15 protein-coding genes and 1 tRNA gene are annotated in these 17149 nt (G+C 49.5%); 12 read left to right on the plus strand and 4 right to left on the minus strand.

Features of this window, described 5'->3' with window-relative positions; all coding sequences use genetic code 11:
* Positions 1-3: 3 nt before the first annotated feature.
* Positions 4-363 carry a hypothetical protein gene (locus ACR6Z4_RS08720; protein WP_479716858.1) on the minus strand — a complete coding sequence of 120 codons (360 nt, stop codon included), beginning with the start codon at positions 361-363 and terminating at the stop codon, positions 4-6.
* Between the two features lie 641 nt (positions 364-1004).
* On the opposite strand from ACR6Z4_RS08720, the gene ACR6Z4_RS08725 reads away from it, so the two are divergent.
* The 5 genes from ACR6Z4_RS08725 to ACR6Z4_RS08745 all read left to right on the plus strand — a co-directional run bounded on the left by ACR6Z4_RS08725 (position 1005) and on the right by ACR6Z4_RS08745 (position 7572).
* Positions 1005-1607, plus strand: coding sequence for a hypothetical protein (locus ACR6Z4_RS08725; RefSeq protein ID WP_479716859.1), 603 nt, complete (start codon positions 1005-1007; stop codon positions 1605-1607).
* Between the two features lie 284 nt (positions 1608-1891).
* The gene (gene ilvB, locus ACR6Z4_RS08730) at positions 1892-3823 is read left to right on the plus strand and encodes a biosynthetic-type acetolactate synthase large subunit (RefSeq protein WP_479716860.1); all 1932 of its coding nucleotides are present in this window, start codon (positions 1892-1894) and stop codon (positions 3821-3823) included.
* A gap of 239 nt (positions 3824-4062) precedes the next feature.
* Positions 4063-5070 (plus strand): TauD/TfdA family dioxygenase, encoded by a 1008-nt coding sequence (locus tag ACR6Z4_RS08735; RefSeq protein WP_479716861.1) that lies wholly within the window; start codon positions 4063-4065, stop codon positions 5068-5070.
* Between the two features lie 263 nt (positions 5071-5333).
* Positions 5334-6494, plus strand: coding sequence for a magnesium/cobalt transporter CorA (gene corA, locus ACR6Z4_RS08740; protein ID WP_479716922.1), 1161 nt, complete (start codon positions 5334-5336; stop codon positions 6492-6494).
* A 145-nt stretch (positions 6495-6639) separates the two neighbouring features.
* Positions 6640-7572, plus strand: a complete 933-nt coding sequence (locus ACR6Z4_RS08745) for an ATP adenylyltransferase family protein (RefSeq protein WP_479716862.1) — start codon at positions 6640-6642, stop codon at positions 7570-7572.
* Positions 7573-7876: 304 nt separating this feature from the next.
* Here the strand turns inward: ACR6Z4_RS08745 and ACR6Z4_RS08750 are convergent, their stop codons facing one another.
* Positions 7877-8107 (minus strand): hypothetical protein, encoded by a 231-nt coding sequence (locus ACR6Z4_RS08750; RefSeq protein WP_479716863.1) that lies wholly within the window; start codon positions 8105-8107, stop codon positions 7877-7879.
* A 362-nt stretch (positions 8108-8469) separates the two neighbouring features.
* On the opposite strand from ACR6Z4_RS08750, the gene ACR6Z4_RS08755 reads away from it, so the two are divergent.
* Positions 8470-9309, plus strand: coding sequence for a hypothetical protein (locus ACR6Z4_RS08755; RefSeq protein WP_479716864.1), 840 nt, complete (start codon positions 8470-8472; stop codon positions 9307-9309).
* A 227-nt stretch (positions 9310-9536) separates the two neighbouring features.
* Here the strand turns inward: ACR6Z4_RS08755 and ACR6Z4_RS08760 are convergent, their stop codons facing one another.
* Positions 9537-11117 (minus strand): peptide ligase PGM1-related protein, encoded by a 1581-nt coding sequence (locus ACR6Z4_RS08760; RefSeq protein ID WP_479716865.1) that lies wholly within the window; start codon positions 11115-11117, stop codon positions 9537-9539.
* A 125-nt stretch (positions 11118-11242) separates the two neighbouring features.
* On the opposite strand from ACR6Z4_RS08760, the gene ACR6Z4_RS08765 reads away from it, so the two are divergent.
* From ACR6Z4_RS08765 to coaBC, 6 genes are all read left to right on the plus strand, one after another.
* Positions 11243-11386, plus strand: coding sequence for a hypothetical protein (locus ACR6Z4_RS08765; protein ID WP_479716866.1), 144 nt, complete (start codon positions 11243-11245; stop codon positions 11384-11386).
* Positions 11355-11831, plus strand: coding sequence for a Cys-tRNA(Pro) deacylase (gene ybaK, locus ACR6Z4_RS08770; RefSeq protein ID WP_479716867.1), 477 nt, complete (start codon positions 11355-11357; stop codon positions 11829-11831). Before ACR6Z4_RS08765 ends, ybaK begins: the two co-directional genes overlap by 32 nt.
* Positions 11832-11981: 150 nt before the next feature.
* Positions 11982-12055, plus strand: a tRNA-Val gene (locus ACR6Z4_RS08775).
* Positions 12056-12164: 109 nt separating this feature from the next.
* Positions 12165-12824 (plus strand): alpha/beta hydrolase, encoded by a 660-nt coding sequence (locus tag ACR6Z4_RS08780; protein WP_479716868.1) that lies wholly within the window; start codon positions 12165-12167, stop codon positions 12822-12824.
* 79 nt (positions 12825-12903) lie between these two features.
* A complete protein-coding gene (gene isiD / locus ACR6Z4_RS08785) occupies positions 12904-13116 on the plus strand; it encodes a protein IsiD (protein ID WP_479716869.1) in 213 nt (70 codons plus the stop codon).
* A gap of 391 nt (positions 13117-13507) precedes the next feature.
* Positions 13508-14725 (plus strand): bifunctional phosphopantothenoylcysteine decarboxylase/phosphopantothenate--cysteine ligase CoaBC, encoded by a 1218-nt coding sequence (gene coaBC, locus ACR6Z4_RS08790; protein WP_479716870.1) that lies wholly within the window; start codon positions 13508-13510, stop codon positions 14723-14725.
* Positions 14726-14922: 197 nt separating this feature from the next.
* On the opposite strand, the gene ACR6Z4_RS08795 is transcribed toward coaBC, so the two are convergent.
* Positions 14923-17106, minus strand: coding sequence for a CHASE2 domain-containing protein (locus tag ACR6Z4_RS08795; protein WP_479716871.1), 2184 nt, complete (start codon positions 17104-17106; stop codon positions 14923-14925).
* Positions 17107-17149: the final 43 nt, after the last annotated feature.

Genomic DNA, 17149 nt, shown 5'->3' on the forward strand with positions numbered 1-17149 from the left:
GGGTTAACCAAACCAGCTAGAAAGATTCGTTGAAGACGTTAACTCTTCCTCCCTCGAAACAGACTGATGCAGGCTGTTCGATTCCGGCAAAATATGTTCTATCCCTTCGCAGATCAAGGTCTTAATCTGCTGGCGATGCTCTACAGAACAGTAGACGGGCTTGTCATTGAACACAGATTCCTCGGCTTCTTCGATAACTGCATAGATACCTGGAGTGCGGGTGAGAACATACGCAATCAGTTTATGGTGGAGCTCGGGTAACGCAAACGCACTTCGACAAGAAGCCTTAGGGTATTCATTGAGAACGTTCTTCGTTTCGTCCAGCACGACTGGCGTAACTAAATTGACAATTTTCCTGCTCATAGTTGAACTCCTATGGATGCCTAAATGTTTATGTCGTTAGCATTAATGAATTTGGCATATCACGTCATCGGGGAATGAATCTGAAGCTGGAATTCACTATCCCTGATGAGTCAATATCGTGAAATATCGTGAATTAATAGTAGTTATTTTTATCCCCATTTCACCAGAACTCATCACAGCTCAGAGGATAGGGTTGCACTCTTTGCACCATGATCCATAGGCTATAGTTTTCAGCCTGTCGCTTGCAAATTGATAGTAGTTTCTTTAGCAGACGAATATTAATTTCCGATCAACTTTGAGTCGTGAGTTTGATCGTGATCAAGACGTTTTTTCGTCCTAATTCCAACCCTATTTAACGAGTTAATTAACGTCGTTTCGGCTGATATTGGGTAATTTTTTCTGAATCTTTATTGGGTCACGCTGCGCGTATATACTTAGATTATGACGCTCTTCATAAAATCTTGACTTACAATCTCATCAAAAATTTTCAATTATTTTCATTGTGTTACAGCTCCTGAATGCAGGTGATTCTGCTTCTATTTCTTTAATCCATCTCGTCAGAATATGAGTTAGAAATCAATGGGATGCGATCGCCAACCCTACAATTAATAAGGGTCGTAAAACACGCCTAGGAGACTGATGTGTATCTCGTCATTTGTCCCGGATTTCATGAAAAAGAATTGACCACCCAATTGATGACATGGCTAAACAGGTTTACTGATGAATATTCATTCGATTATTTAATCTTTCCTGTAGAGCAATATCCAGCCTATTCCGCTTTCCATCTCCTCAATTTTTTGCATCAGCAACCTAACGCGATCCATCAACCCTTAGTCTTTCTTGCGTTTAGTGCAGGCGTCGTGGCAGCAATCGGTGCAGCCACCGTATTACAAGGTATAGGGAAATCTGTTCAAGGCTTGATTGCGATCGATGGTTGGGGCGTACCACTCGCTGCTTGCTTTCCTGTTTATCGCCTGAGTCATGACTACTTTACGCACTGGAGTTCTGCGCTATTGGGAGCCGGACACGAGAGTTTCTACGCAGACCCGCCGGTCGAACATTTGCAGATGTGGCGATCGCCCCAAACCGTTCAGGGATGGTGGGTTAAATCTCAACAAAACTCAATCTCAAGTAAATCTCTATCTAATCTTTGGGATCAATCTGATCCACCCCAAGCGACGACGGCAGGCGAGTTTATTTTAAGCCTATTAACCCGATCAACAGAGCGATCGCAAACGGCATAAAACCGATAACAGGGCAGGTTTCCAGGCAGCATAGATATCTGGATGGGCGATCGCTCAATGCCATTCACCCTAGAAAAGTGCCGATCATTATTGCGAACTGTAACGTGTCAGAAAACCTTGATAGCTCAGCGATCGTCGGAAATGCCGCTGAATACCTTAACGCAAGGCGGCTGAATGTTTCAAGCCATTGATATAGCCAGCAAAGGGCTATCGACAGGAATGTAGCATCGGAATTAGACTGAAGTATTACCAAAATAGTGCATCAATAGATACAAATCTAAGCTATGCCTAAGGCTGTCCCGATGTCTCCCAAAACGATAACTTCTGCGTCTCTGGAAACTGCGGTTTCTCCAGTTTCTTCGGTCTCATCTTCTTCAGTCTCATCCCATACGTCTGTCTCTGCAACCCGTGCAACGGGGGCATTTGCTCTCATTGACGGTCTGAGACGTCACGGTGTACAACACATTTTTGGTTATCCCGGTGGTGCGATTTTGCCGATTTACGATGAGCTTTATCGGGCAGAAGCAATCGGAGGGATTCAGCATATTCTGGTCAGACACGAACAAGGGGCGTCCCATGCGGCTGATGCCTACGCCCGTGCGACTGGAAAAGTCGGGGTCTGCTTTGGCACCTCCGGGCCCGGTGCAACCAATTTGGTGACCGGAATTGCGACTGCCCAAATGGACTCGATCCCGATGGTGATCGTGACGGGGCAGGTAGGGCGCGCTTCCATCGGTAGCGATGCGTTCCAGGAAACTGACATCTACGGCATTACGCTGCCCATCGTCAAGCATTCTTATGTGGTGCGTGACCCGAAAGATATGTCACGGATTGTGGCAGAAGCATTTTATATCGCCCGTTCGGGTCGCCCCGGTCCTGTTCTCATCGACGTTCCCAAAGATGTTGGGTTAGAAGAATTTGACTACATTCCCGTTGAGCCAGGGTCTGTGAAGTTGCCGGGATATCGTCCTACAGTCAAGGGCAACCCTCGGCAAATTGCTCAAGCACTGAAGCTGATTCGCGAAGCCCAACGCCCCTTGTTATATGTGGGTGGTGGTGCCATTAGTGCAGATGCGCATGTCGAAGTGGCAGCTCTAGCAGAACGATTCCGCTTGCCCGTTACGACGACGCTGATGGGGAAAGGTGCGTTTGATGAGCACCATCCTCTATCCGTTGCCATGTTGGGGATGCACGGCACTGCCTATGCCAACTTCGCTGTGACCGAGTGTGATTTGCTCATTGCCGTGGGGGCGCGGTTTGACGACCGGGTGACGGGTAAGTTAGATGAGTTTGCCTCCCATGCCAAGGTGATTCATATCGACGTGGATCCGGCGGAAGTGGGTAAGAATCGTGCGCCAGACGTACCCATTGTCGGGGATGTGAAGCATGTGCTGAAGGCATTGCTGCGTCGCGATCTGGAAGAGGGTATTATCCCAAATCCGACGCAAACGCAGGAATGGCTACAACGGATCGATCGCTGGAAGCAAGACTATCCGTTAGTTGTACCTCACCGTGCCGAAGGACTCACGCCTCAAGAGGTGATTGTAGAAGTTGGACGGCAATCTCCTAAGGCTTACTACACCACCGATGTCGGGCAGCATCAAATGTGGGCAGCTCAGTTTCTCAAGAGTGGACCTCGGCAATGGATCTCCAGTGCCGGTCTGGGCACCATGGGCTATGGTTTACCGGCGGCGATGGGCGTCAAGATTGCACTGCCCCATGAAGAAGTCATCTGTATTAGCGGTGATGCTAGCTTCCAGATGAACTTGCAAGAGTTGGCAACGGTGGCTCAGTATGAGATTAAGGTCAAAACCATCATTATCAACAATGGTTGGCAAGGCATGGTGCGCCAGTGGCAGCAAGCGTTTTACGGTGAGCGCTATTCCTGCTCGAATATGCAAACGGGGATGCCCGATTTTGTTAAATTAGCGGATGCATTTGGCATTAAGGGTATGGTCATTCGCGATCGCTCTGAATTGCAAGATGCGATCGCCGAAATGCTGGCACATGATGGTCCTGTGTTAGTCGATGCCCAGGTGGTCAAAGACGAAAACTGCTATCCCATGGTTGCTCCGGGTAAGAGCAATGCTCAGATGATTGGTCTGCCTCAACGTCCGCAGTCAGACGCAGACGCAGAATCGATGACCTGCAATAACTGTGGCACGGTCAACTCTACCCAGCACAACTTCTGCCCAGAATGTGGCACTAAACTCTAATTTGATCATCGGATCAAATCCATGATCGGGAATGCGGTGACGCGGCTCTGCCGCGTCACCGCATTCTTTTGTCTTGTCCCCAGCGTGACAGGTGCGATCGCCTCATACCGCCCGTCATCGATTCAGGCACAAATGGCTATATTGCTTGCCGTAACAAACTACAGACAGACATTCTTGGGAAGACTAGGATTGAGGTACAAAAATATTTTCAGCGGATTTAACACGCGGATGGGGTAGATATGGTGCAGGCTTCGACGACTTCGGCAGCCGCCGTTCAGGTAATCGATTGTCGTGGGTTTGACGAAGAGACCCTGCATCTATTTCTGGCTCCGGGTTCTAATCCTTATCAGCAAACAGAAGAGTTTTTGTTTGACTGCGAAATGCGAGCAGACGAAATGCCACGGTATGTCCGTCGGGCGTTGTTAGAGTTTCAGGTACGCTCCAATACGGCAGGCATCTTGTTGCTGCGAGGATTGCCGATCGATCCAGGGCTATATCACGTCCATACGCCCCCCGATGCGGAGCGATCGCCCGAAAAGAAAACTTTTGTCAGTGAACGGTGCTTAGCCATGGTGGGCAGCCGTTTGGGGCATCTGGTGTCTTACATTCAAGAGAAAAACGGAGACTTATTCCAAAATTTGGCTCCGGTCAAAGGCAACGAAGAGGTGCAAGCCTCCAGCGGTTCTAAAACGCGGTTGCAGTTTCATCGTGAAACCGTGTTTCATCCCTATCCACCCGAATTTCTATTGTTATTTTGCCTGCGCCCAGATCACGATCGCCTTGCAGAGACAACCTACGCCAGCATCAGTCATGCCCTGCCCCTGCTCTCACCAGAGCATCGAGACCTATTGTTTCAGCCCGTTTATCGAACGGGGATCGATTATTCCTTTGGCAATCTAGACACGACCAAAGGCAATGGTCCCACCCTGCCAGTGCTGTATGGCAACCGCAACGACCCATTTCTTAACTATGACGAAGATTTGATGGAACCCTTAACATCCGCAGCCGAAGCGGCATTGCAAGCTTTAAAGGAGGCGATCGCCTCTGTCTATCAGGGCGTCAAACTTGATATGGGGGATCTGTTGTGCATCGACAATCGTCGTACCGTTCACGGGCGATCGTCATTTGTGCCCCGTTATGACGGCTTCGATCGGTGGTTGCAACGATCCTTTGTAGTACGAGATTTGGGGTTATCGGCAGTCGATCGCGACCCCGGAGAACGGATTATCCGTACCCGTTTCTCATAAGTTAATGGCACGGATCTATAGCGCTTCGCACCTGGATAGATTACGGTTGTTGTGAGAGAGCCGCGCGAACCGCGCGGCTCTCTCACAACACATTGGACTTCACGCCATTAAGAATTGCTATAGTTAGCAGCTTATTGTACTGGTCAGATATGGGAACAATTGCATAGGATTACCTGTGAATAGGTATGTAAGCTCGCACTATGACCAGTAAACCGCCCAAACCTCCGCAAAAGTCCACGCCATCGGGTTCTCCAGACTTACCCATGCGATCGCAACTGCTGGATCTGATCAGTCCCGGCAGCAAAGACAACGACGAGGAAAACGAAGCCTATTTTGATTACTTCTATGATGAACCGGGCAGCATTCCTGGGACGTTAAGCATTGTCAAAGATGCACCACCGCCCGTGATCGTGCTGATCGACTATAACGAACATCGAGCAACCCGAGTACAAGTGCCCACTCCTGAAGCGTGCGCGCCCTATTTAGACACCGAATCTGTATCATGGGTCGATGTTCAGGGGTTGGGTAGCGAAGAAATTTTGCAACGCTTGGGGGGTGTTTTTGATCTGCATCCTCTGGTGTTAGAAGACATTGTCAATGTGCCTCAACGCCCGAAGGTAGAGGAATATGACGATCAGTTAGTGTTGATCACTCGCATGGTGATGCCCGAAGATGATGGCGAAGGCTTTTATACTGAGCAGGTCAGTTTTATTTTAGGGAAATATTATTTGCTGACTGTTCAAGAAGAACCTGAACTGGATACCTTCAACCCGGTGCGCGATCGCATTCGTACGAGCAAAGGCAGCATCCGTCGGCATGGGGCAGACTATCTAGCCTATACATTACTTGACACGATCATCGACGGATTTTTCCCCGTATTAGAACTCTATGGCGAACGGTTGGAAAACCTGGAAGACGAAGTAGTGATGCGTCCCAGCCGTAAAACCCTGGAAAAAATTTATGCCATTAAACGCGAACTATTGACCCTCCGCCGGGCGATTTGGCCGCAGCGGGACGCCATTAATAGCCTGATTCGGGATGGCAATACCCTTGTCAGTGAAGAGGTGCGTGTCTATTTACGCGACTGCTATGACCACGCCGTGCAAGTGCTGGATATGGTAGAAACATATCGAGAACTGGCATCTAGCTTAATGGACGTGTATTTATCCTCCGTTGGCAATAAAATGAACGAAATTATGAAACTGCTGACAGTGATTTCCAGCATTTTCATTCCCCTAACCTTTATTGCTGGCGTCTATGGCATGAACTTTAACCCAGACGTACCTGGAAACATGCCAGAGCTTAACGTTCCCTATGCCTATGTGCTGTGCTGGATGTTTATGATTGCGATCGCCGGAGGGTTGATCTTTTTCTTTTGGAAAAGCGGATGGTTTGAAAATATTTCCCCCGTTCAAAAAGAATAACGACATTCCCATTTACAGTGCCATGTAACCGTCTTCTCCACGATTCCATAACACTCAAGATTGCTGTTCAGACACTACGCGCCGCCGCGCTTGTGACAACAGACGTCCGGGTTTTCGTGCCATATCTTACCGTCAAAACAACTCTATGCTTGGGAACACGCCACTGCAAACCGAACACCCGTTCCTAGAACCCGGTTGGCTATGGGAAACAATTCTGGATCGCAGCCAACAGGCGCTGCAATGTGGTGCGCTACAGTCCATCCCAACAGACTATGAGTGGGTTGAACAAGCGGACGTGCCGTTTTTAGTTCGGGTTCTAGCCAACTTAGCTCGCAAAGATGCCGCCCAGCAGAAACAGCAGCAAACCAGCACATCCGGCAAAGCATTCAATCCCTTCTTACCCTACGAAGAAGAGTTATTTGTTGCCCATCTTTCTGATACCCATCTGTGTTTGCTCAACAAATTCAATGTGGTCGATCACCACCTACTGATGGTGACCCGCGCCTTCGAAGAGCAAGATGACTGGCTAAATCTGCGTGACTTTGAGGCGATGTGGCTCTGTCTAACAGAAATCGATGGGCTGGCTTTCTACAATGGCGGTAAATTGGCAGGTGCCAGCCAACGCCACAAACATTTGCAACTGGTGCCTCTGCCCCTCTCACCCGATGGCGTCCGTGTGCCGATCGAAGCTGCCATGGCATTAGACTCGATCACAGACCCTGTAGGCACATCTCCAGCATTGCCCTTTGTCCATGCGATCGCCCCTTTCCCCCAGCACTGGAATTCTATCTCAGACGCGGCTCAAGGTAGCCTCCGCCTCTATCATGACCTCTTACGCGCTGTCGGCATGATTGGCGAGGAAGGCGTCGTTACAGAGCAACAAACGGGTGCCTATAATTTGCTGGCAACCCGACAGTGGATGATGCTGGTGCCGCGATCGCACGACGCTTATGAAGCGATCGCCGTCAATTCCCTCGGATTTGCCGGAGCCTTGCTGGTACGCAATGCAGAGCAACTACAACGCCTGAAAGATCTGAGTCCGTTCAGCATTTTGCAAACCGTAGGCTTTGCGCGGTAAATCGTTAACTCGTGCTTTCAGGAAAACCGTGTGATGTGACCCAGACGCATGACGCGCTTCTATAGCACTTGGATGGTTAGCAATGAAAATTAAATAACGTCAATGATGTGTTGTACGGGCGAATGGCCGTTCGCCCCTGCAAATGATTCAATATTCGGTCTTATTTAATCCACGATCCTTAATTGGGACGGGGTGCAGGGGTGAAACCTCTGTCCGGGGGCACAACCCCCGCATCCCTGTCCCAACCCGCTCTTCGTCTGGTTCATTAGGACGGGGTGCAGGGTTCTGGTTCTGCAATATTGGATTATGACAACTTATCTTTAGAGTCACCCCAATAGGCACTATACGTCCACACTTCGCTGTTGCCCTTATCTTCGACCGACCAGCGGTAGACGGCTGATTTGGGATCGATGCCAATCTCGATGAGCTTTGCCCCCATATAATATTCCATCTGATTTTTTGTCCGCTCTTTGAGAAACCGCGACTGGCTTTTCTCAATGGTTTTGGACATATGTGCTTGCGTATGTTTTGCCATGCGATCGCTATTTTCTCTACCCTAAACTTTTATTGCAATTCACCATTGCGGGACATCATTTGATGACCCTTCTATTCTTACGGATTGCGCGATTTCCCGCAAAAAATCCTCCCGCACGCCTCTCTCAATGAGGCTGGTGTTGGGTATGAATTTGCTGTGAAACCTTTGGTTTCACAGCAAATTCATACCCAGACGCAACCCTGCCCAACGCCTTGATAACAAAACCTATCTTCATGCCCGTAATTTTCCTGAGCTAGAGTGTTTCTTCCTAATAGCGGTTCAATAGCGCCATAGATGCCCTACCCAACCTGATAAAGGGTATCTGTAACACTGCAACCTCTTACCATCCCCACCCCCCACCCATGACAACCCCCACATCCGATCCAACGGCTACAGCAAAACAACGCGCTTTAGAAGCGATCGCCGCATTTGAAACATCGCTTCTCCAGGGTATGTGGCCTTATCTCGATAAAAAAACGATCGTGGCAGAAATGCGATCGCGGGTGACAGACCCCTTCAAAGTTAACCAGGGACATCAGCCGTTTTGTGGTCCTGCTTCGATCTTGTTTGAACTCATTCGCAAACAACCCGTTCGCTATGTCGAGATCTGTCGGGGTTTATTTGAAGCCGGACGGTTTGCTGCTAAAACTCGACCGATTGTCGTGTCTGAAAAATTGCGCCAAGCCAGTAAAGGTAATCTGCAAATGGGACAGGCAGACTGGATGGTGTTAGCCAGTTTGCGCGAGTCAGAAAATTTAATCTTTCCAGTTGAACCCGAAGCCCCCGAAATCGTCCGCAATCTCGGCGGCATGACCAAATCTTGGGAGATGAAAGGCTGGGTCAGCGAAATTTTGGGATACAAAACCGTCAAGTACGATCACACCTATTTGATGGGTGACCTGAGTGCGCTGCACCACGCCAGCGAAGTGATTGCCAAAGGGGGCGTCGCCTTTGCTCTGATTACGGCTGAAGGACTCCTGGGCAAAAGCATTGCTAGCAAAACCGATCTGCCGATTGCCGTACCCAACCATTGGATCACCCTACTCGGCAACATCTCCATCCAAAAAGGAACCTTGGGCAAACACGACAGCGGTCATGTCAGTCTCGATGTTTACACCTGGGCACGAAAAGTCCATCTGAATGCGGACGAAGGTCCGTTTGAACGGTTTCTGTGGGGCATTGTCTCTGGCGTTGCGACATAGGAAGAAGCATTACATCACGTCGATGATGTGTTGTAAGAGATGCGTTTGCAGGGGCGAACGGTCGTTCGCCCCTGCAAACGATTCAATCTCTTATTTATATAGCGCTGTGCGGGTTAATTCAGTACGGTGTGGTGGGTCGCTCCGCGACCCACCACACCGTTTCTGTACTTGCAGCACAGTGTAGGGGAACGAAGGCAATTCCTACCAGCGGAATCAGGAATCTCATGTTAAATGTTCCAGTTTGCCAGATTAGAGACCTGGGTTTCCTGATCTATCGCAGACCGAACATTTTCATAAATCGCTTCTGCTTCTTCAGGGGAGTTGCCAATACTGGTCAGCCCGACTTTGCCAAACTCAGACAGGCACCCAATCAAATGAAACACGCTGCCTGTTTCGGTAGTGGTTTTGAATTGCAGATCGTGGTGAACGATGATGTTCATCAAGTCACTGGGGATCAGTCCGCGATAGTTTTCATGTTGCAGATTGTCGGTAGCAATATAGTACTTGGGAGTGCCTTGCTGGTTATAAAATAAGCCTGTTTCATAGTCGTAATGACCATTCGTCAACAATTTCAAGGTCATAAAGGGGTGGGTAGTACCCCCTTTGCGCAAGTTAATTTCGATCGCCTCAATCTGCCAGGGCGCGCGACTATGGGGAGGATGCCGAACCGCTACAAAATCGACGCTATAGCGTTCCAGAGCACCTTTTTTGGCTAAATATTTGCCGATTTGCAATCCATATTCTTGCAGTTGCAATCGATAACTTTCATCGGCTGGAAAGCGGCATCCTAAAAAGATCTGACCATCGGGACCACCCAAAATTTGGTCGTGGGTCGAGAGAATTTCCACATCTCCAGTGGGGGTAATGTTTCCCTGTACACTGGGCGATCGCTTTTCTTCACCTTCAATAAAAGCTTCCACAATCGCGCCCAGCTCAGGAATGCGGCTACTAAAGTTTTCCCAGGTTTCTGTAGCGCATTGAAAACTAAGATGCTCAAAGCGATCGCGAATGGTAGCGACCCGTTCGGAGGTAGACCCCGTTCCGGGTGCAACGTGGGGAAGGGTTCGCAGATCGAGCAGAGCATTCCCTTCCCCGGAAAAGCCTTCATTGAGTTTGACGACAATCCGCTGCAAGTCGGGTTGACGTTCCCAGAGTTCAGCCGCTGCTGCCGCTAAATCGTCTGGGTTCCACACCAACTCGCTACCATCGGGATGCGGTACACCCGTTGCCGCAAAAATTTGCCGACTGCCGCTCTTAGTCCCCCAATAGAGTAGGTCTGGATCGACGGCTAGCATGGGAATGCCCAGCTTTACTGCCAGTTGTTGCTCCAGCACGGTGGAGTTATAGCAGATCATAAACGCCTGTCCCTGACGAATGGCTTTAGACAAGCGCGACAGCAAGCGAGGGCGTTCAAGAATTTTTTCGGTCAGTGCCCGATAGGACGTATCGTAGGTGCAAAACAACAGCAGGCGATCGCGAGCATGGGAGAAGGGAATACCGGGCAGCAATTGCAGATAGTAGTCGATCACACTGGGATGAATCGGCTGTGACGTTACATAAATAATGCGTGTATCGGGATTGCGCAGGCGAATCAGCGAAAATAACAACCGTTCTTCGTAATGGTGAATGCCCTGAATTTTGCGCAGTTCTCGTTGATCGAGGCTGAGCGAGGGAATCACCAAAATATCTTGCCCTGCCAGGTTTGCTTGATCGAGGGAGTGCCAGCGATCGCTTAATTGAGCCTGGAGTTGCTTGAATTGTGCAACTTGCTGATCATGTGTCGCGAGAGAAAGTGTCAGACTATGCATAGCTCCAGACCTGTTTTGCCCTGACCATAGGGATATGAGTGATTTTAACTAGTTCTGGCTACTTTGCTGGATATCAGAAGATAGACTTTGACAGGGGCACTTATTTTTTGCCATTAGGACTGGATATGACGCCCTTTCAACCGCCTGGGCGATCGCGCCATCAAAACTCTTCAATCAATACCACTACCCAGTTGACCAGGGCAGGCGATCGCCTGGTTCTACCTTTCTGGAATGCCGATGAAAACCAACGCTGTAAGAATCTTGGATAGCTTAGGAATTTCCTACCAACTTTTGACCTATGACGTTGATCCCGATGATTTGGCAGCCGAAAGCACTGCCGCGAAATTAGGACTGCCAGCCGAAGAAGTCTTTAAAACATTGGTCACCCGAGGCGATCGCACTGGCGTTTGTTTGGCAGTGATTCCCGGTAACATGCAGCTTGATCTCAAAGGTCTGGCAAAACTCAGCGGCAACCGTAAAGTTGATCCCGTCGCCCTCAAAGATGTGCAGCCCCTGACAGGGTATATTCGCGGCGGTGTTACAGCGATCGCCTGCAAACGCGACTACCCGGTTTACGTGGATGAAACCATCGAGCTATTTGACCAGGTTGCTGTCTCTGCGGGAATGCGCGGACTGATGATTTATCTAGCCGTTAGTGATTATCTTCAGGCAGTAAACGGCACCGTAGGAGCGATCGCTCAAGATAAACGCTAAGGATCATGGATTTAATAAAACCGAAGATTTATGTTTGGCAGCGCGGCTCCGCCGCGCTGCCAAACATAAACGTCCGGGTTTTAATTAATTTGTGATCCTAAACAACATTTGCTTTTGTCTATCATCCTGTGTTACTGTACTAAATCGTGCGGACGCATAGCTCAGTTGGTTAGAGCACTACGTTGACATCGTAGGGGTCACTGGTTCGAGTCCAGTTGTGTCCATTTGTGGAAGTCTGTGCAACCGAAATCAGCAGAACTCGCACCCCGTCCGTATTATGGGGAATAGATGTGATTGTGTGGAGGCAAAGCCCTGTCTTTAGAAGTAATCTCGGTGCCAACGCGAACCGGACAGCCGCCCAAAGGCTTGATCGTGTTGCTCCACGGTTGGGGTGCAAACTATTATGACCTGGTTGATTTATCGGCTTACCTAGATTTACCGGATTATCAGTTTCTCTGCCCCAATGCCCCTTTTTCACATCCCTATTCGCCAACCGGCAGAATGTGGTACGGCTTCCCGGAAAACTCTAATTTGCAAGACCTTCAGGATTTAGGGGCACGGTCGGATCTGCCCGAAGGTCAGCAATTATCTAAAAGTCGGCAGCTATTGCTCGACTGGTTGAATTCGCTATCCGATAGCACAGGTGTGCCGCTGTCAAAAACGGTGCTGGCAGGGTTTTCTCAGGGCGGCGCAATGACCCTAGATCTGGGAACTCGGTTACCGTTAGGAGCATTGATGGTGCTGAGTGGCTATTTGCATAGCCCATTGCAACCCAGCGACCTGCCGATCGCGCCCGTCCTGCTGGTGCATGGTCGCCAAGATGGCGTCGTGCCATTGGTTGCAGCTCATCGAGCCAAGGATGCACTGCTAAAACTAGATGCACCGCTGGAGTATCACGAACTGGATATGGGACATGAAATTCAGCCGTCTGTTTTGAAGATCATGCAAAGTTTTTTGAGCAAGTCGCCATTTTACTTGGGTGAATTCCCTTAAAGGGCGTAGGATAAGGATAAAGCGCATTTCCAAACTCTTGTCAAGTGGGTCAAATGCGTTGCCAGAGAGGGGTTTGACTATGAGAACTTTGCCGTTTTCGGAGCAAGATATTGCTCGAATGAGCACCGAAGCGATCGCTGATTTAGCCAAGCGACTAGAACAAGATGAATATGCGAATGCCTTTGAAGGGTTAAATGATTGGCATTTGCTCAGGGCGATCGCCTTTCAACGTCCAGAGTTGGCTGAGCCTTATCTTTATTTGCTAGATATAGAGCCTTACGATGAAGCATGAAGAATTAAAGCTTAAGCTCAAAGATTAAATAACATAGGAATGGGTTTTGGAAGATACGGCATTGTCGTCGCACTTCCCCCAGAGTGAAGCCTGGAGTCTTATTTAATTCTCATTCCTCAGGGATTAAGTTATACCAATTCCTTAAGTTTGGGCTACCCATAAGGGTTGAGGGAGCTTTGTCCCGGTGTGGAAGGCTCTGTCTCCCATACCGTCTCTTTCAAGCTCTGTCGTGAGGTTTTAGAGAATGGGTATTAGTCCTACAAACGTGGGGATGATTTGTAGCATGGGCTTGCTCATGCTACAAATCATCCCCACATGAGAATTAGAAATTAAAGAGGATGCAGCTGCGTCTTAATTGTCCGCTTTGAATTTTTAATTCGGTCAACTCACTATGTTTCAGGGCAGACGAATCTTAGTTGGGGTTGGGGGTGGCATTGCCGCTTACAAAATTTGCGAAGTTGTTTCTCATCTGGCAAAAGAAGGGGCTGAAGTTCGAGTCATCCTCACGGATGCGGCACAGCGCTTCATTGCACCACTGACGTTATCGACTCTGAGTCGTCATCCGGCTTATACCGATCAAAGTTTCTGGCAATCCACCCATCATCGCCCGCTGCATATTGAGTTGGGAGAGTGGGCTGAGGTTTTTTTGATAGCGCCGTTAACCGCCAATACGCTGGCAAAGTTGTCGCATGGTTTAGCCGATAATTTGTTAGCGAATACAGTGCTGGCATCTGCGTGCCCTGTGTTGTTGGCTCCGGCGATGAATACAGAAATGTGGGATCAGCAATCGGTGCGCTGGAACTGGCAATTGTTGCAGTCTGACCCTCGCTATCATGCGATTGGACCCGGATCGGGGCTGTTGGCATGCGATCGCACAGGGCAAGGGCGCATGGCAGAACCAGCCGAAATCTTGATTTATCTGCAATCGTTGCTGTATACCCGAGGCAATCGCGATCTAGCAGGCAAGCAAGTGTTAATCAGTACGGGGGGCACCCGCGAACACTTAGATCCCGTACGATTTATCGGCAATCCATCCACTGGCAAAATGGGTACAGCGCTGGCACAAGCCTCTCTACATCGCGGGGCCAGCGTCACCGTCGTTCATGCGCCTATGGATTCTAGCCTGGTTGCCATGCTCAAAGGGGTACATCTGGTTCCTGTGGTCAGTGCAGCCGAGATGCATAAGGCGTTGCTGGAATTTTTTCCGGATGCTCACTGGACGTTTATGTCAGCAGCCGTGGCAGATGTACGTCCTAAAATCTATAGTCCTGAAAAATTACCCAAGCGGTCTTTACCGCACTCGTTATTGCTAACCTCAGTACCCGACATTACCGCTGAGCTGAGTGGCTATAAGCAACCTCATCAGCGCTTGATCGGCTTTGCGGCGCAAACGGGCGACATTTTGCCCCCAGCTATGGAAAAATTACGCCAAAAGAAATTAGATGCGATCGCGGCTAATCCAGTCGATCTGCCCGATAGTGGTTTTGCCAGCGATCGCAATCAGGCAATTTTTTTAGACAGCCAGGGACGACAATTGACGATCGGTTCCTGTAGCAAACTGCATATGGCACACCAACTGCTAGATTTTGTCCGGGCATTGAACGCCTGAACTGTACCTATCCCCTATAACTTTTTTGGGGGAGAGTGCGGCTGCCGCACTCTCCCCCAAAAAAGTTATGGGTTTTAATTTTGTCAGGATCCTATAGCAATTGAGTAGATGGTTAGGAGAGGGGTGTGGGGGCTGCGCCCCCAGCCAGGGGTTCCACCCCTGCACCCCGTTCAACCAGGCTCTCGGCTGCTATATTACTACTCATCTCGGCGAGACACCGATCGCGATGAGGGGTTATCTTCCCACCAGAGTTGAGTTAATGCTCGTTGTTGCAGTTGCAATCGATATGCCCGATACACGATAATGCTGCCCCCGGCAAAAATCGTGGCGATCGCCGGAGCAATTACAGGTACCCAAATATATTGCAGAAAAATAATAAAGCTGGTGCCCGACAAAACAGTCAGCAACACCATGCCACTTAAGCCCAACCGCAGGGGATGCCGAATCGACCAGCCAACCGCACCTCCCAACGCCGTCCACCCGGCAATCCACAAAATTTCTGCCCACTCCGGCCAGAAGCCAAACAATGGGCGATAGTTCAACGCGGCATCCAAAATCTGACTGACGATCTGCGCATGCAGCACCACCCCCGGCATTTGATAGTCTTCCTTTTGCCCGGTCGTGTAAGGCGTATTGAATAGATCTTTACTACTCGGTGCCGTGGTTCCAATCAACACAATCCGATCTTTCACTAACTGCGGATTGAACTTTCCTTCCAACACATCCATAAACGAGATATGAGTGGCGATCGTACCGCCAGTGCGGTAGCTCAACAAAATTTGGTAGCCAGCCGTATCTGCGTTATGGTAGCCGCCTGAACTCGGTTCCAAAAGATGAAATACTGCCTGATCCAGTTGCATCAGGTCTGACGTTTTATCCTTCTGTTGAGGTTTGATGCCTTGCAGCTCAAGATATTGCAAAGCAAGGCGCAGGGAAAAAGAGTGATAGGTTGTCGAACCCAACGAGCCAAACAACAACACTCGGCGGACGGCACCATCGGGATCAACGGGAAAGTCATTAAACCCGACTCGGTCGGGTGAGACGCCGGGAGGCGGGTCAATCGGTGGGGATGTACTGCTGCCCAAGTTCATAATGGCGATCGTCTGGGGCGATTGCAATTGTGCCAACAGTTCTTCCTGCCCCGGTGCTTGAGATAACTCTCGATACAGATCTAAGCCAATGACTCTGGGTTGGTGTTGGTTTAAATTAGCAATGACCCGCGCCACATCTCTATCAGATGGGGTCGGACGATTGAGGCGCTGAAGATCTTGTTCGCCAATGGTAATGATGAGTAAGCGGGGATCAGGCGGCAATTGGGGTCGCAGTTGGGTCATCCGGTCATAGACCCCGAGTTCCAGGGGTTCTAGCCAGCCCAGTTGACGCAATCCCAATACAAAACTGGTGACCGCAACAGTGGCGATCGCCACCACCCGTGATCCAAGCTTGAGTTGACTGCGCCAGTCGGTTCTTTCTAAGCTGAGTAACTCAGGCTGGGTTTCATCGCCCACCAACCCTTGCGGCAACAAAGACGATAAGGGAATATCGGTTAAATTAGTAGGCAACTCTGCCACCTGTTTCAATGCTCGCCGGGCATCTTCCGCACTCAAATAGCGCTGGCTATGGTGGAACCTGACCATTCGGTTAATGACGAAGCGCAACCCCAGGCTGATGTCGGCATAGTCTTGCCAGAGATATTCTGAAGTATCGGGGTCTTCTGGCAACTGAGAGGGCTGCAACCCAGTTAACCCCTGAATTGCCGTCATCCCCAATGCGTAGATGTCACTACAAAATCGAGGTTTACCGGCAAGTTGCTCGGCGGGAGTGTAACCCTGCGTGCCAATTCCTACCGTAAAACTGCTTTGCCCCGACCCTCCTGCCAGTTGGGTTGTGATTTCTTTAACCGCACCAAAGTCAATAACGACAATCTTGCCGTCTCGTTTGCGGCGAATCAGGTTGCCCGGTTTGATATCCCGATGAATCACCTGATTTTTATGAATAAATTCTAAAACACTCAACGCATCCTGAAGAAATTCCAGCACTTCCGCTTCACTCAGTTTGTGCTGAGAAAACTCTTCGCTGAGCGGCTGTCCTTCAATTAATTCTTGAACAAGATAAAATTCTTGATTCTCTTCAAAAAAGTCGATAAACGTTGGGATTTGATCGTGCTGCCCCAACCGCTTGAGCATCTCAACTTCTTTGTTAAACAGGCGGCGAGCAATTTCTAGCGATCGCGTGTCTTGAGTAGCTGGCTTAAACTGTTTAACAACGCAACGACAATTGCCGGATGGGTGGGTATCTTCCGCCAGATAAGTCTTACCAAACCCACCTACTCCTAATACATCGAGAATTTTATAACGCTTGCCTAGAATTGTGCCCAGCATGGTCACTCAATATGCATCGCTACTCGATTTTGACATACAATTC

The organism is Calyptranema fuscum S582, from assembly GCF_055793305.1.

Coding starts and splice junctions, on each gene's coding strand:
- ACR6Z4_RS08720 (WP_479716858.1), bottom strand. CDS start 363: ATGAGCAGGAAAATTGTCAATTTAGTTACGCCAGTCGTGCTGGACGAA.
- ilvB (WP_479716860.1), top strand. CDS start 1,892: ATGCCTAAGGCTGTCCCGATGTCTCCCAAAACGATAACTTCTGCGTCT.
- ACR6Z4_RS08735 (WP_479716861.1), top strand. CDS start 4,063: ATGGTGCAGGCTTCGACGACTTCGGCAGCCGCCGTTCAGGTAATCGAT.
- corA (WP_479716922.1), top strand. CDS start 5,334: ATGCGATCGCAACTGCTGGATCTGATCAGTCCCGGCAGCAAAGACAAC.
- ACR6Z4_RS08745 (WP_479716862.1), top strand. CDS start 6,640: ATGCTTGGGAACACGCCACTGCAAACCGAACACCCGTTCCTAGAACCC.
- ACR6Z4_RS08750 (WP_479716863.1), bottom strand. CDS start 8,107: ATGGCAAAACATACGCAAGCACATATGTCCAAAACCATTGAGAAAAGC.
- ACR6Z4_RS08755 (WP_479716864.1), top strand. CDS start 8,470: ATGACAACCCCCACATCCGATCCAACGGCTACAGCAAAACAACGCGCT.
- ACR6Z4_RS08760 (WP_479716865.1), bottom strand. CDS start 11,117: ATGCATAGTCTGACACTTTCTCTCGCGACACATGATCAGCAAGTTGCA.
- ACR6Z4_RS08765 (WP_479716866.1), top strand. CDS start 11,243: ATGACGCCCTTTCAACCGCCTGGGCGATCGCGCCATCAAAACTCTTCA.
- ybaK (WP_479716867.1), top strand. CDS start 11,355: ATGAAAACCAACGCTGTAAGAATCTTGGATAGCTTAGGAATTTCCTAC.
- isiD (WP_479716869.1), top strand. CDS start 12,904: ATGAGAACTTTGCCGTTTTCGGAGCAAGATATTGCTCGAATGAGCACC.
- coaBC (WP_479716870.1), top strand. CDS start 13,508: ATGTTTCAGGGCAGACGAATCTTAGTTGGGGTTGGGGGTGGCATTGCC.
- ACR6Z4_RS08795 (WP_479716871.1), bottom strand. CDS start 17,106: ATGCTGGGCACAATTCTAGGCAAGCGTTATAAAATTCTCGATGTATTA.